Origin of the sequence: Thalassovita mangrovi (assembly GCF_009857745.1) — a bacterium.
GTDB classification, from domain to species: Bacteria; Pseudomonadota; Alphaproteobacteria; order Rhodobacterales; family Rhodobacteraceae; genus Thalassobius; species Thalassobius mangrovi.
The window spans coordinates 598684-612460 of sequence record NZ_WWEN01000002.1; the positions used below are offsets into that span (position 1 = coordinate 598684).

General features: G+C 63.4%; 17 protein-coding genes and 1 tRNA gene. 11 read left to right on the forward strand and 7 right to left on the reverse strand.

Going from position 1 to position 13777, the window contains the following annotated elements; genetic code table 11:
* Positions 1-317 precede the first annotated feature (317 nt).
* A complete protein-coding gene (locus tag GR167_RS04630; protein ID WP_160972264.1) occupies positions 318-2951 on the forward strand; it encodes a PAS domain-containing hybrid sensor histidine kinase/response regulator in 2634 nt (877 codons plus the stop codon).
* Here the strand turns inward: GR167_RS04630 and GR167_RS04635 are convergent, their stop codons facing one another.
* Positions 2952-3191, reverse strand: a complete 240-nt coding sequence (locus GR167_RS04635; protein WP_160972265.1) for an Lrp/AsnC ligand binding domain-containing protein — start codon at positions 3189-3191, stop codon at positions 2952-2954.
* A 145-nt stretch (positions 3192-3336) separates the two neighbouring features.
* On the opposite strand from GR167_RS04635, the gene hisB reads away from it, so the two are divergent.
* Positions 3337-3924, forward strand: a complete 588-nt coding sequence (gene hisB, locus GR167_RS04640; RefSeq protein WP_160972266.1) for an imidazoleglycerol-phosphate dehydratase HisB — start codon at positions 3337-3339, stop codon at positions 3922-3924.
* A gap of 311 nt (positions 3925-4235) precedes the next feature.
* Entirely contained in the window at positions 4236-4874 is a 639-nt protein-coding gene (gene hisH, locus GR167_RS04645) for an imidazole glycerol phosphate synthase subunit HisH (RefSeq protein WP_160972267.1), read from the forward strand.
* Here the strand turns inward: hisH and GR167_RS04650 are convergent.
* Both GR167_RS04650 and GR167_RS04655 read right to left on the reverse strand, forming a co-directional pair.
* Positions 4858-5253, reverse strand: a complete 396-nt coding sequence (locus tag GR167_RS04650) for a DUF2147 domain-containing protein (protein ID WP_160972268.1) — start codon at positions 5251-5253, stop codon at positions 4858-4860. The genes hisH and GR167_RS04650 overlap by 17 nt on opposite strands.
* A 103-nt stretch (positions 5254-5356) precedes the next feature.
* Positions 5357-5740: a DUF2147 domain-containing protein gene (locus GR167_RS04655; RefSeq protein ID WP_160972269.1), complete on the reverse strand. Its 384-nt coding sequence runs from the start codon at positions 5738-5740 to the stop codon at positions 5357-5359.
* Between the two features lie 179 nt (positions 5741-5919).
* Here GR167_RS04655 and hisA point away from each other — a divergent pair, with 179 nt between their 5' ends.
* The 6 genes from hisA to GR167_RS04685 all read left to right on the forward strand — a co-directional run bounded on the left by hisA (position 5920) and on the right by GR167_RS04685 (position 10152).
* Positions 5920-6642, forward strand: coding sequence for a 1-(5-phosphoribosyl)-5-[(5-phosphoribosylamino)methylideneamino]imidazole-4-carboxamide isomerase (hisA, locus tag GR167_RS04660; protein ID WP_160972645.1), 723 nt, complete (start codon positions 5920-5922; stop codon positions 6640-6642).
* Complete coding sequence (locus GR167_RS04665; protein ID WP_160972270.1) at positions 6639-6926, forward strand: hypothetical protein; 288 nt, start codon at positions 6639-6641, stop codon at positions 6924-6926. The genes hisA and GR167_RS04665 overlap by 4 nt, the downstream gene beginning before the upstream one ends.
* 108 nt (positions 6927-7034) lie before the next feature.
* Complete coding sequence (locus GR167_RS04670) at positions 7035-7505, forward strand: DUF2867 domain-containing protein (protein ID WP_160972271.1); 471 nt, start codon at positions 7035-7037, stop codon at positions 7503-7505.
* A 33-nt stretch (positions 7506-7538) separates the two neighbouring features.
* Complete coding sequence (gene hisF / locus GR167_RS04675) at positions 7539-8318, forward strand: imidazole glycerol phosphate synthase subunit HisF (protein WP_160972272.1); 780 nt, start codon at positions 7539-7541, stop codon at positions 8316-8318.
* Positions 8315-8626, forward strand: a complete 312-nt coding sequence (locus tag GR167_RS04680; RefSeq protein WP_160972273.1) for a phosphoribosyl-ATP diphosphatase — start codon at positions 8315-8317, stop codon at positions 8624-8626. The genes hisF and GR167_RS04680 overlap by 4 nt, the downstream gene beginning before the upstream one ends.
* 242 nt (positions 8627-8868) lie before the next feature.
* A complete protein-coding gene (locus tag GR167_RS04685; protein ID WP_160972274.1) occupies positions 8869-10152 on the forward strand; it encodes a GGDEF domain-containing protein in 1284 nt (427 codons plus the stop codon).
* A 10-nt stretch (positions 10153-10162) separates the two neighbouring features.
* Here the strand turns inward: GR167_RS04685 and GR167_RS04690 are convergent, their stop codons facing one another.
* On the reverse strand, positions 10163-10636 hold the full coding sequence (locus tag GR167_RS04690) for a CoA-binding protein (RefSeq protein ID WP_160972275.1): 474 nt from the start codon (positions 10634-10636) through the stop codon (positions 10163-10165).
* Between the two features lie 243 nt (positions 10637-10879).
* A complete protein-coding gene (locus GR167_RS04695; protein ID WP_160972276.1) occupies positions 10880-11164 on the reverse strand; it encodes a hypothetical protein in 285 nt (94 codons plus the stop codon).
* A gap of 98 nt (positions 11165-11262) precedes the next feature.
* Here GR167_RS04695 and GR167_RS04700 point away from each other — a divergent pair, with 98 nt between their 5' ends.
* The gene (locus tag GR167_RS04700; RefSeq protein ID WP_160972277.1) at positions 11263-12096 is read left to right on the forward strand and encodes a hypothetical protein; all 834 of its coding nucleotides are present in this window, start codon (positions 11263-11265) and stop codon (positions 12094-12096) included.
* Here GR167_RS04700 and rlmB read toward each other — a convergent pair whose 3' ends face one another.
* Positions 12097-12873: a 23S rRNA (guanosine(2251)-2'-O)-methyltransferase RlmB gene (gene rlmB / locus GR167_RS04705; protein ID WP_160972278.1), complete on the reverse strand. Its 777-nt coding sequence runs from the start codon at positions 12871-12873 to the stop codon at positions 12097-12099.
* Between the two features lie 133 nt (positions 12874-13006).
* Here rlmB and GR167_RS04710 point away from each other — a divergent pair.
* Positions 13007-13090, forward strand: a tRNA-Tyr gene (locus GR167_RS04710).
* A gap of 82 nt (positions 13091-13172) precedes the next feature.
* On the opposite strand, the gene GR167_RS04715 is transcribed toward GR167_RS04710, so the two are convergent.
* Positions 13173-13712: a hypothetical protein gene (locus GR167_RS04715; protein WP_160972279.1), complete on the reverse strand. Its 540-nt coding sequence runs from the start codon at positions 13710-13712 to the stop codon at positions 13173-13175.
* Positions 13713-13777 lie beyond the last annotated feature (65 nt).

Below are 13777 nucleotides of genomic sequence, written 5' to 3' on the forward strand. Positions count from 1 at the left end.
CGCCTACCCGAAGGAGCAGGCGCTCCACCTCCCTTATTTAACTTGTTATCCTTTTGAGAGGACAGACGCAGGCGGCCGAATTTACTATGATAATAAGCAATGGCTTGTCCGGCTTTGTCTTTTTCAGCCGCGTGAAACCGGGATCCTTGTCGGATCACCGATGCAGGCGGGACCGAATGGCGTGATCAGAAGGGAACGGTAACAAACACGTCTCAGCCTGCCGTAAAGTCAAACATTGGTTATGGTATACAGTGCCCGATTCATCTTTTTATCCTCCCCATATTGAACGCTCGACAGACCCGCACGCACTGCATAATGTGCCCCCTGAAGGATCGCCTGAATACCCCTCGGGCGGCAAGACGGTCGCGGTGGGGGGCCGGGTATACATGGGCAGCACCCGAATCTTGATGGCGATTGCGGCGATCAGCTTCCTGCTGGTCGTTTTTCAGTCCATCGGCGTCATCAGCAAGGTCCGCGATCTGCGCGTCGCCAATGGCGACAATGTGCAATGGGCGCTTGGCCAGGCCGAAAACGAATTCCTGAAATTTCAAAGCAGCCTGATCAAGGCGGCCGACGGGGATGCCGAAAGCCTCGCAACGGTGCGGCACCACTTCAACATACTCTACAGCCGGGTCGACGTTTTCGAGGAAGGCTCTTCCTACGACGAACTGCACAAGATCGAATCCTTCGAGAAAGCGATGACATCGGTCCACGAATTTCTGGCGCAAACCACGCCGCTGATCGACGCCAGCGACGCTCAACTGACCGCAGGGCTGAACAGCATCGAAGAAAACTCGGTCGACGTTGCCCGCAACCTGCAGCAACTCTCCATCACCGCGCTGAACCAGCGCGCCGAGGCGCGCGAGGTGCGGCGCAAGGACATTTCCTCCACCCTGCTGGTGCTGACGGCAACCTCGACCCTGCTGATGGGAACGCTGCTGCTGCTGGCCTACTATTTCAACACGCTCACCCGCCGCTCCGAGGAACGCCGCCGCCAGGTGAACGAGGCCGGGCAGAGAACTCGGGCGGTGATCTCGACCGCGCTGGACGCGGTCATCGTCACCGATGCCAAGGGCATCATCGAGGAATTCAACAACGCGGCGGTGGAAATCTTCGGCTATTCCCACGCCGAAGCGATCGGCCGGAACGTGTCCGACCTGATCGTTCCCGATCAGTATATCGACTCGCATGACAGGGCGATGAAGCGCATCGACGACGGCGGCCCGTTCCACATCGTCAGCAAGGGCCGGGTCCGGCTGGACGCCAAGCGGTCCAACGGCGAAGTCTTCCCGATCGAACTGGCGCTGCAGAAAAGCGATCTGCACGGGCGCCGGTTCTTCATCGCCTTCATCCGCGACATTTCCTTCCGGGTGCGGGCCGAACAGGACCTGATCGAAGCGCGCGACCAGGCGCTGGCGGGCGAAAAGGCCAAGGCGCGGTTCCTGGCGGTGATGAGCCATGAAATCCGCACCCCGCTGAACGGGTTGATGGGCAACCTGTCGCTGCTGCAGGAAACGCCGCTGAGCGGCAATCAGCAGGGCTATGTCGACAACATGAGCACCTCGGGCAAGCTGTTGATGGACCATATCAACGACGTGCTGGACATCGCCCGCTACGAGGCCGGCAAACCGATCCTGCGCAACCGCCCGACCGACCTGCAAGAGGTCGTCGATACCGCGCTGAACAACCTCAAGGATCACGCCGACAAGCGCGGCAACACGATCCACAGCTACTGGCTGGGCCCCCGGCGCAAATGGGTCAAGACCGACCCGGGCCGGATTCAGCAGATCCTGATCAACCTGGTCAGCAACGCGATCAAGTTCACCAAGGACGGCGAGATCACCGTCGAAGTCATCGCCGAACCGGGCACCGACATCATCGAATTCAAGGTCGCCGATACCGGCATGGGTATTTCCGAGGCCGACCTGGCGACGATCTTCGACGATTTCGTGACCAGCGACAGCGCCTATAACCGCGAGGCGGGCGGCACCGGGCTGGGGCTTGGCATCGTCAAGCGGATCACCTCGCTCTTGGGCGGCGAACTGGGCGTCGACAGCCGGCTGGGCGAGGGATCGACCTTCTGGGTCAAGATCCCGATGGAAGACGCCGACGCACCGATCGAACAGGCCCCTTCGCGCGCAGCGGCGAAGGCTGGCAAAATCGCGGACGCGGCGGAAAAACGGCCCACGCGCAAGCTCGATATCCTGGTAGTCGAGGATAACGAGATCAACCGCAACGTCGTGCGCGCCATGCTCCAGCGCGACGGCCACCGGATCAGCGAAGCGCCCGACGGTCAAAGCGGCGTCGCCCGTGCGGCGGAAAAGAAATTCGACCTGATCCTGATGGATATCTCGATGCCGGTGCTGGACGGGCGCGAAGCCACCAGGCGCATCCGCAGCGGCAACGGCGCCTCAAGCACCACCCCGATCATCGCCCTGACCGCCCATGTGCTGCCCGAAAACGTATCCGAATTCATGCAGGACGGGATGCAGGACGTGCTGCCCAAACCGCTGATGCGGCAGGACCTGGAACGGATCATCGCGACCTATACCCAGGACCGGCCCGAAGAAACCGACAGCCGCGACGCGCCCCCCATGCCCGCCGCGCCGGGACGGCAGCTGATCAACCCCGAAACCAATACCGCCCTGCGCGACAGCCTCGGAGAGGGTTATGACGCGCTGCGCCTGCAATTGACCGAGGAACTGACCGAATTGGTCGAGTGGCTGCAAGGCGAGTGCGATGACATGATGGAAATCGCCGCGCGTTGCCACAAACACGCGTCGAGCGCCGCGCTGTTCGGGGCCGAACAGATGCGCCAGGCGCTGATCGATATCGAGATCGCGGGCAAGAAGGGCGATAACGCGGTGGTGTCGGTGCGGCGCGAAATGCTGCCGGCGCTGCTGCGCGACACGCTCGACGCGCTGGACCGGCAGGACGCCGAACAGGGCTGATCAGAACGCCTTGAAGGTCAGCGTCGTCAGCGTGCGTTCGATCCCCGCGATATTGCGGACATTTTCGTTGATGTATTTGCCGACATCCTCGCCCCCGGGGATGTAGAGCTTCATCAGCAGGTCGAATTCGCCGCTGGTGGAAAAGAGCTCGGAATGGATTTCGCGCAGCGCGATTTCCTCGGCCACCTCGTAGGTGGTGCCGGGTTTGCAGCGGATCTGGACAAATACACAGGTGGTCATGTCGGCCTCGTTGGTCTTTGCGCCAAGCTGTCACGTCCGCGCCCGCGCTGCAACGGTCATTTGCATTCCCGCGCCGCGCCGCATTGCAGCCTTGGAAATGCCCCCGCCGCGGCCTATAAACCCGCGACAGCACACGGAGAACGACATGCGGACGGCCCAGATCACGCGCAAGACGGCGGAAACCGAAATCTCGGTCGAGATCAATCTCGACGGGACCGGCGCCTATGACAACCAGACCGGCGTGGGCTTCTTCGACCACATGCTGGACCAGCTGGCGCGCCATTCGCTGATCGACATGACGATCCGCGCCAAGGGCGATTACCACATCGACGACCACCACACCGTCGAAGATACCGGCATCGCCCTGGGCCAGGCGCTGACCCAGGCCTTGGGCGACAAGAAGGGCATCCGGCGCTACGGCGAATGCCACCTGCCGATGGACGACGCGCAGGTGCGCTGCGCGCTCGACCTGTCGGCGCGGCCCTATCTGATCTGGAACGTCGATTTCCAGGCGCCCAAGATCGGCACATTCGACACCGAGCTGGTGCGCGAATTCTTCCAGGCGCTCAGCACCCATGGCGGCATTACCCTGCATGTGGATCAGATTCACGGCTTCAACGCCCACCACGTGGCCGAGGCCGCGTTCAAGGCGGTCGCCCGCGCCCTGCGGCTGGCGGTGGAAACCGACCCGCGCAAGGCCGACGCGATCCCCTCGACCAAGGGCGCTCTTTAAGACATCCGGGATCAAAAGGGGCGCCCTTGCAGGGCGCACAGGTCTTGCTCCGCCTTTCAGGCGAAGCGGAATGGGGGCTCTGCCCCCAAACCCCCGGGGTATTTCGACCAAGAAGAAGCAAAAAGCGCGCGTGTTTCTTCTTGGTGCAAATACTCCCGCCGGAGGCGGATCCGAAAGAAAATGTCCGAAGGCATTTTCTTGAGATATCAGGCGCGCCCGGAACGGGCGCACAATCAGAACCAGCCCGCGCCCCTTGACCCCGCCCGCGTTTCGTTTCAGGTGAAGGGGGACAAGACAAAGGAACCCGGCCCATGCTGACAGCGATTGTGGATTACGAAAGCGGCAACCTGCATTCGGCGGAAAAGGCGTTTCAGCGCATGGCGGCGGAAACCGGCGCCGGCGGAGTCGTGGTGACCTCCGACCCCGAGGTGATCCGCACAGCCGACCGCATCCTGCTGCCTGGCGACGGCGCCTTCCCGGCCTGCCGTGAGGCGCTGTTCGACCATCGCGGCGTGTTCGAAGCGATGGAAGAGGCGGTCATCAAGGGCGGCAAGCCGTTCCTGGGCATCTGCATCGGCATGCAGATGATGGCCACCCGCGGGCTGGAATATACCGAAACCCCCGGCTTCGACTGGATCGGCGGCGAGGTGGTGAAGATCGAACCGTCAGACCCGGCGCTGAAAGTGCCGCATATGGGCTGGAACGACCTGGTGATCGACCGTCCGCACCCGGTCTTCGACGGGATCGAGACCGGCAATCACGCCTATTTCGTGCATTCCTATCACATGCAGGTGGCCGATCCGGCGCACCTGTTGGCACATGTCGAATACGGCGGCCCGATCACCGCCATCGTCGGGCGCGACAACATGCTGGGCATGCAGTTCCACCCGGAAAAAAGCCAGAAGACCGGGCTGCGGCTGATCGCCAATTTCCTTAACTGGAAACCCTGACCCGCTGCCAGGTCTGCGATTGACAGACGAAGGCAACGCAGCCGCGCACCACCATGCGGTCGCCCTGCACCTTCATCTTGCCCTGGAAGGTGACGTCGTGCAGTGGCACCCAGCCCATGCCGGCATATTCGCCGGGCGACACCTGCTTCATGTCCCAAAACAGCCGCTTGCCCAGGTTCGGGGTGGTGACGGGATTGCCCGCCTTGTCATAGGTGCGCACGATTTCGCCGCAGACCGCGTCGCCGCAAGGGCGCGCCTCGATATGGGCGACCTGACCCTTCTTGTCGGGCGGCGTCAGCCAAGTGCCCAGAACTTGATCGGCTTGGGCCGGAACCGCCGCCCCGGTCAGGACCGCGCAAATGGAAATGACTCGAAACATAACCCTACCTCGGTCAGACAACATCACCCGACCAAGATAGGAACTTTCTTAACATAATCCAAAAACACCGATCACTTTTCGGCGAAAACCGGCCGAAACGGACTTATTTCACCCGATTCCAGGTCTGTTTCTTGCAGATCGGCCCGACGCAGCCCGACACTTTCAGAACGTCGCCCTTCAGCGACATCTTCGAGCTGTAGATCTTGTCGGTCGAGGGCTGCCAGATCTTGCCCTTCTTGTAGCTGCCGCCGCCCTGGGGGCTCATGTCCCAGACCAGTTGCTTGCCGATATTGCCGGATTTGTATTCGCCGCCGGAATTGAAGGTGCGCGAAATGACGCCGCACAGGTTGGCGCCGCAGGGCGAAATGGTGACATGGGCATAGGACCCGTCATCGACCTGCGTTTTCCAGATGCCTTCGACCGGATCGGCCGAAGCCGCGCCCGCGAAGCCAAGGCCCAGAACGGCGGTGAGAATAAGCTTTTTCATCGGTCTCCCTCCCTTTGAATGGCCCGATCCTGACCCGGGATGGCGATTCCGATCAAGGCTGACATAGGGTCAAAGCGCGGGCAAAGCGGGAGGTCCGAACCGGGTATCGGCCCGCCCACATTGCATTTCCCGTTCTCCCGTGCAAAAGACCGGCCATGCACCAAGCGAAAGGCCGCGCCATGATCCTCTACCCCGCGATTGACCTCAAGGACGGCAAGGCCGTCCGGCTTTACAAAGGCGAAATGGATCAGGCCACCGTGTTCAACGACGACCCGGCGGCGCAGGCGATGGAATTCGTCGAAGCGGGCTGCGAATGGCTGCACCTGGTGGACCTCAACGGCGCCTTTGCCGGCGAACCCGTGAATGCCGCCCCGGTCGAGGCGATCCTGAAACGCACCAAGGTCCCGGCGCAGCTGGGCGGCGGCATCCGCGACATGGCGACGATCGAAAACTGGCTGTCGAAGGGGCTGGCGCGGGTGATCCTGGGCACCGTGGCGGTGGAAAACCCCGATCTGGTGCGCGAGGCGGCGAAAGAATTCCCCGGCCATGTCGCCGTCGGCATCGATGCCCGCGACGGCCGCGTCGCCACCAAGGGCTGGGCCGAGGAAACCGACGTCATGGTCACCGACCTGGCAAAATCCTTCGAGGACGCGGGCGTGGCGGCGATCATCTATACCGACATCAACCGCGACGGCGCCATGCAGGGGCCGAACGTGGAGGCCACCGCGGCGCTGGCCAACGCGGTGTCGATCCCGGTGATCGCTTCGGGCGGCGTCAGCTCGCTCGACGATCTGCGGGCGCTGAAAAATTGCGGCGCGCCGCTCAACGGCGCGATCTCGGGCCGGGCGCTTTACGACGGCGCCATCGACCTGAAAGAGGCGCTGGAGCTGCTGAAGGCATGATCCGGCGGCGGACCCTGCTGCTTTCCACCGTCCTGCTGATCTGCCTCGCCCCGGCGGTCAGCATGTTCTGGGCCAGCTGGTTCGCCGAACGCCACGACTGCATCCTGCACGAAGGCTACAGCAATCCCTGCTTCGTGAATGGCAAGGATTGGGGCGACACGCTTTACAGCGCTTTCGTCATGGGCTGGCTGATGATGCTGACCTTGCCCCTGGCGGCGACCATCGCGCTCTTCTTCGCCCTGAAGGCCGCGTTCACCCTGATCCGGCGCGTCCTCCGGCGTTGAACCGCCCCTGCCCCGGATGCGCGCGGGACATGCATGCGACACCGCACCACAGCCCTGAATAGCGCTTTTGGGCGCAGTATTGCCGCAGGCAACGATCCGAGGCCGCCGATGCGACACATTTCCCCTACCCCCCTGCCCGCGCATTCGCGCCTGTGGTCCAGGGTGCAAAGCGGCGATTTCATCGACGGCTACGCGGTGGACAGCGCGCTTTCCCCGCGCGCGGCGGCGGATATCGGCTTCACCCTGCCCGGCTGGGCCAAGGCCCTGATGACCCTGCGCAACACACTGATGCACCCCTTCGGCCTGAAGACCGAGGCGAGCGAAACCGGCGACGGCGCGATTTTCCCGGTCGAATATGAGGGCGAGGACGAACTGATCCTCGGCACCGACGACCGCCATCTCGATTTCCGCATCTGCCTGATGCAGGACGGCGGGCGGCTTCACATGGCGACCTGGGTGCACCGCAACAATGCCTTCGGCACGGCCTACCTGGCGCTGATCAAACCGTTTCACGTGCTGATCACGCGCAACACCATGCGCCGCATCGCCCGCGTTGCATCCGGCCCGGCTGCGGAGTAAAGACGGGGCAATCCCGCCCGAAGGTGCTCCGACATGCTGAAAACCCGCATCATCCCCTGCCTCGACGTCGCCGATGGCCGCGTCGTCAAAGGCGTGAATTTCGTCGACCTGGTCGATGCCGGCGACCCGGTGGAATCGGCCAAGGCCTATGACGCGGCAGGCGCCGACGAAATCTGCTTCCTCGACATCCACGCGACGCATGAAAACCGCGGCGTGATGCTCGATGTGGTGCAGCGCACGGCGGAACAATGCTACGTGCCGCTGACCGTGGGCGGCGGCGTGCGCTCCGTGCAGGACGTACGCAACCTGCTGTTGGCGGGCGCCGACAAGGTCAGCTTCAATTCGGCGGCCGTGGCCAATCCCGATGTGGTGGCCGAAGCAGCCGATCAGTTCGGCAGCCAATGCATCGTGGTGGCAATCGACGCCAAGACGGTCGAAACCGATGCGGACGGCAACGGCATCCGCTGGGAAATCTTCACCCATGGCGGGCGCAAATCCACCGGCATCGACGCGGTGGAATTCGCCAAGCTGGTCGCAGAAAAGGGTGCCGGTGAAATCCTGCTGACCTCGATGGACCGCGACGGCACCCGCGCCGGTTTCAACCTCGCCTTGACCAAGGCGATCAGCGACGCCGTCGACATCCCCGTGATCGCATCGGGCGGCGTCGGCACGCTCGACCACCTGGTCGAAGGCGTCACCAAGGGCGGCGCCAGCGCCGTCCTGGCCGCCTCGATCTTCCATTTCGGCGATTACACCATCCGCGAGGCCAAGGAACACATGGCGCAAGCGGGCATTCCGATGAGGATCGAATGACACTCGACGATCTCGCACAAACCATCGCCGCGCGCGCCGCGGCCGATCCCGACGCCAGCTGGACCGCGAAACTGCTGTCCAAGGGCCCGGAAAAATGCGCCGAGAAATTCGGCGAGGAAGCCGTCGAGGCGATCATCGAGGCCATCAAGGGCGACCGCGAAAGGCTGACCTCGGAAGCCGCCGACGTGCTGTTCCACCTGCTGGTGATGCTGCAATCGCGTGACGTGCCGCTGGCCGATGTGATGGCCGAACTCGCCCGCCGCCAGGGCACCTCCGGCATCGCCGAAAAGGCCGCCCGCAAAAGCTGATCCGTTTCTTCTTGGCAAAAATACTCCGGGGGTGAATGCGCGCAACGCGCGCAGAGGGGGCGGCGCCCCCTTCCCTTGCCGCGGGAGAGGCCCAATCCGGGAAACCGGCTCCTGCCCCGCCAGTGGCTCGGCAAAGCGCATCTTAACCACTTTTAAATCCCCACTGTCTTCAATGGCCGGGCAATGCAGGGAGAGGTGGCGACGTGATCGGCCTTTTGAAAACCAGATCGTTCCGATTTTGGATGGGACTTTGCGCCGCCCTGGCGCTGACGCCGATCGCGGTGTCTGCCATCGGTGGCTTCCTGCTTCTCGACCGCGGCGTGATCGGCCCGTTCGAGGACATTGCCGAACGCCACCGTTATCACATCGTCCCGGTGCAGCGGCTGAACATGCTGGTCAAGGATACCCTTGCCCCGGTCGATGAATTCGTGAACGGCGCCAACCCGACCGGGCCCCTGGCCTATCGCAGCATGCGACAACAGATCGAGGCGGAATTCGCCGCGCTCGCCTTACATACGCATATTGAAACCTCCGCCAATTCCCTGCTGAAACGCGCCCACGAGGACTGGATCGCGGCGGATCGCAGCGCAACGGAGCTGATTTCGCTCGCCCCGCCGGCCGGTGACGGCGGCGCTGCGCGGCTCATGCGGCAGTTCCACGCTCATGCCGCCGCGGCCTCCGACGAGCTGTCGGCGGTCAATGGCCAACTGATCGCCGCAATCGAGACCGATCACGACAGGGCGCTTTTGCATTATGAAAGGTCATTGTGGATCATGGGCATCGCCGGGGCCGTGTGCCTGCTGACGACGGTCGGCGGGATCTCCCTGATCAGCCGGATCATGACGCGCAGCGTGAACCGGCTGGTCGACGGGGCGGCGCGCTTCGCCCAGGGCGACCGCGACTACCGGATCGACATCCAGGTGCCGCCCGAACTGCATCGCGTGGCCGAGGAATTCAACCGGATGATCGGGCGCATCAAGATATCCGAAACGGCGCTGACCGATCTGGCCGTGCGCGACAGCCTCACCCGGCTGCTCAACCGGCGGGCCTTCGAGGAGGCCCTGGCGGAAACCTTCGACCGGGTACAGCGCTTCGGCGAAACGACGGCGCTTCTGGCTCTGGATATCGACCATTTCAAGCACATCAACGATACCTACGGACATGCCGCCGGGGACATGGTGCTGCAGGAAATCGGCGCCATACTGACGCGAAACCTGCGCTCCTTCGACCGCCCGTTCCGCGTCGGCGGCGAAGAATTTTCGGTGCTGTTGCCGGGCACGACCGCCATCGCTGCGCGCGACATCGCCGACCGTCTGCGCGAAGCGGTCGAACGCCACCCGTTCCGCTGCGGCGCAAACCGGATCGCCGTCACGGTCAGCATCGGCATCGCGGTCACCGGCCCCGAAATGACCCAGGCAAGCCTGGTCGAAGCGGCCGATGCCGCCCTGTACGAGGCCAAGCTGAAAGGCAGAAACCGGGTCGAACTCGTCCCCGACCCCGGGACCGAAGGCAGCAAGGTGGCGTGACGCCCCGCACTCAAAGCTTGGACGAAATCACCCCGGTCGCGAAGCCGCCCATGCGCAACTCGCCGTACAGCCGCTGGTATTCGATCTTCGGACACCGGTTCATGATCACGTCCACCCCGCGCGCACGGGCCTTTTCGGCGGCCTCGGCATGTTCCACCCCGATCTGCATCCAGATCGTGCCGAGGTCGGGGAAACACTCCAGCGCCTCGTCGACGATGGGCGGCACGTGATCGGAGCGGCGGAAGATGTCGACCATGTCGACCTTGCCCTCGATGTCGCGCAGGCTGGCCTTCACCTCGCAGCCGAACAGCACCTCGCCGGCATGGCCGGGATTGACCGGCACCACGTCGAAGCCCTTCAGAGACAGGTAACGCGCCACGTAATAGCTGGGCCGCACCGGGTTCATCGACACGCCCACCACCGCGACGCGCTTGGTTCGGGTCAGGACCTTTTTCAGGAATTCGTCGGAATACTGTTCGCTCATGCCCCAGCGATAGCGCGCCTGCGGGATCAGGGGAAGCCTCTTTGATCCCCCTGACCGCCAGGGGAAGACGGCGAACAAAGAAAAAGCGCCCAAGAAACCTTGGGCGCCAGTGTCGGAACGAGGGACAGTGAATGAGATCGCAAAGTTCCGGTTTCGCGTCTCTGATAGATAGATAGGAACGATTCCGGGCATTTGAAGGGCTGGTAAAGAAGCTGTGAACAAGAGGCCGAGGGCAGCTCGGGCTCAGTCGAAGATATCTTCCACCGCGTCGAACAACTCATCCAACAGCTTCGCCCCGAATCCCTTGCGGCGCTTGACCTTCTTCGCCTTGGATTTCTTCGGCTTATACGGCTTGAGCTTGGCCGCCTTTTCCGGCGCCGCCACCGCGTCCGACCGCAGCCGCTTGAGATTGTGCAAGGGCGCGCCACAGGAGGCGCAGCTCAGTTCGTGCCGGACCTCTCCGGTCAGGACCAGCTCGGCGCGGCGGCCGCAATAACAGCAAGTGGCGATTTTTCGGCTATGGGGCATGGGATCACAGATAGATACCAATCGGGCAAACGCAAGACCGTTCGGGATGGGCGATTCCCATGCTACCATGGGCTGCGCTGCAACCGAGGAGACAGCCGATGCAAAGCATAGTGAAAATGGTCGCCAAGGGGCCGCTGACCCGGGCCGGCAACCCGTCGCCGGTGCCGCTGGATCAGAAGAAGATCGCGCTCTATGTCGGGCTGATCGCCTTCGCCCTGCCCTGCCTGCTTTATGCGTCGTCCTTCGTGTCGCATTTCTGCCGGATGAGTTCGATCAGCCATTATTACTACATCCCCTTCTGGGGCAGTTTCTTCGTCGGCTGCATGGGGTTCATCGCGGTGTTCCTGTTCTGCTACCGCGGGCACACCAAATGGGACAATGTCATTTCCTCGATCGGGGCCGTGGGGGCGATGTGCGTCGCGATTTTCCCGACCTTCGGGCCGGGCTGCAGCACCGGTTATTCCGGCCGCGCCTTCGTCGCCTATGCCCCCAATCCCGACGATCCGCTGACCGTGCCGACCAATGCGGGCTATGACTACGTGGTGATGACCCTGTTCGGGAAGGTGCTGAATTCCCAGTTCTTCCACTTCCTGGGGGCCTTCGTGATGTTTTCGATCCTGGCCTATTTCGCGCTCTACGCCTTCCGCCGCGACAATGGCGAAGGCGTGGTGATGACCAAGCGGGGCGAGGCGGAAATGTCATCGGCCAAGGCGATCCGCAACACCATCTACCTGATTTGCGGGCTGACCATATTGGCCTGCATGGCCGCCATCGGCCTGACCGAAGGCGCGCCCTATGGCACCGCCGCGCTGTTCCCGCCGACCTTCACCTTCGAGGCGCTGGCGCTGTTCGCCTTCGGCCTGTCCTGGATGGTGAAGGGCCGGTTCCTGCGCCTGGTGCAGGAAAAGTCGGAGCTGCTGAAAGCGGCCTGATCAGCCCTTGGCGGCGTAAAGCGCCACGGCGGCGGCGTTGGACACGTTCAGCGACCCGAAGCTGCGGGCGAAGTCGATCCGCACCAGTTGATCGCAGGTTTCCTTGGTCTTTTGCCGCAGCCCCGGGCCTTCGGCCCCCAGCACCAGCGCGATGGGTTGGTCGCGATGGCCCTCGACCGCCTCTTCGATGGTGGCCTCGGCAGTGCCATCCAGCCCCAGGATCAGGTAGCCCATGTTGCGCAGTTCCTGCATCGCGTCCGACAGATTCTTGACCCGAAGATAGGGCTGGCGTTCCAACGCACCGCTGGCGGTCTTGGCCAGGGCGCCGGTTTCCGGCGCGCTGTGATGGCGCGGGGCAACCACGGCGGAGGCGCCGAACACCTCGGCCGAGCGCAGAATCGCGCCGACGTTATGCGGATCGGTCACCCGGTCCAGCATCACCACCCGCGGCACCAGCCCCGGCTGCCCGGCACAGACGTGATCCAGCCGCCCCCAGTCGAGCGGTTTGACCTCAAGCGCCGCGCCCTGATGGACCGATTGCGGATCAATGGGCGCGGAGAATTTGCGCGGATCGACGATTTCGGGTTCCACCCCGGCCTCGGCCACCGCATCCGCCAGCTTGTCCAGCGCGTTCTTGGTCACCATCAGCCGCAGTTTTTCACGCTCCGGGTTCAGCAGTGCATCGCGCACCGCGTGCAGGCCGAACAGCCACACCGTTTCCGACGCGGAGGCGCGTTTCGCCTGTTCCTTGGCGACGACCCATTTCGGTTTTTTCATGCCCCGATCCTTTCCCAGAAGCGTGGCTGCGTTAATGCGACGGGACATTGCCGCCTGCAAGGGATTTTCTGGTTGACGCCCGTTTCCGGGCACAGTAATCAGCCCCTCACCAGACGGCGTTGCCGTCGGAAGTGGGCGACAGGCCGCAAGGTGTGGCAGGGGACTGTAACTCCCTCGCGGAGACGCACGCCTGGTTCGATTCCAGGGTCGCCCACCACTTCCTCCTCCTCAGCGACAGACAGCAGTGACCGGCGAAAATCTGTGGGTGTTCCGGATGCGGGCAGCGGCGACCCCGACCATCAGGGCATCAGCACCGCCTTGCGCTCGAAACTGGCCGAATCCGTGGTCATGTCGTCATAGAAAATCTCGACATAGACCTTCTGCACCGATCCCGGCGCCAATCCCATGATCGGCATCGCCTCGTCGTCGATCAAGGCGTTGGGCGAGGCGGTGTCGTCGTGGCAGGGCGGCAGCGGATAGACCTGAATCGGCCCGTCATTGAAGGAATAGCGAATCGCGTTCAGCCCGCAGCGCCAGCTCAGCAGCTGGGTGAAGTAAACGATGTCCTGGCCGTCATATTCGCGCACCGCGATCCAGTTGGCCTTGGTCATGCCGAGGATCGGGCGCACCTCCTGCGCGGTGGTGAATTTGCCGCTGGGCACCTCGGGCGCGGGCTGCGGCGCCGGTTGCGGGGCGGCCTGGGCCGCAGCCTGCTCGGTCGGCGCGGCGCTTTCGGTTACCGGCGCGGGTTCTGCCGCGACCTCCGCCATCGAACTCGATCTGGCCTCGCCAGCGCCCTGCGCCGCCATCGCCACCAGCATCAGAAATACGTCGAGCATAAAATTCCCCTTTCGCAAAATACACCGCGGCCCCTTCTGTAAGCGCCGCCTTGCCCCTATAGTGA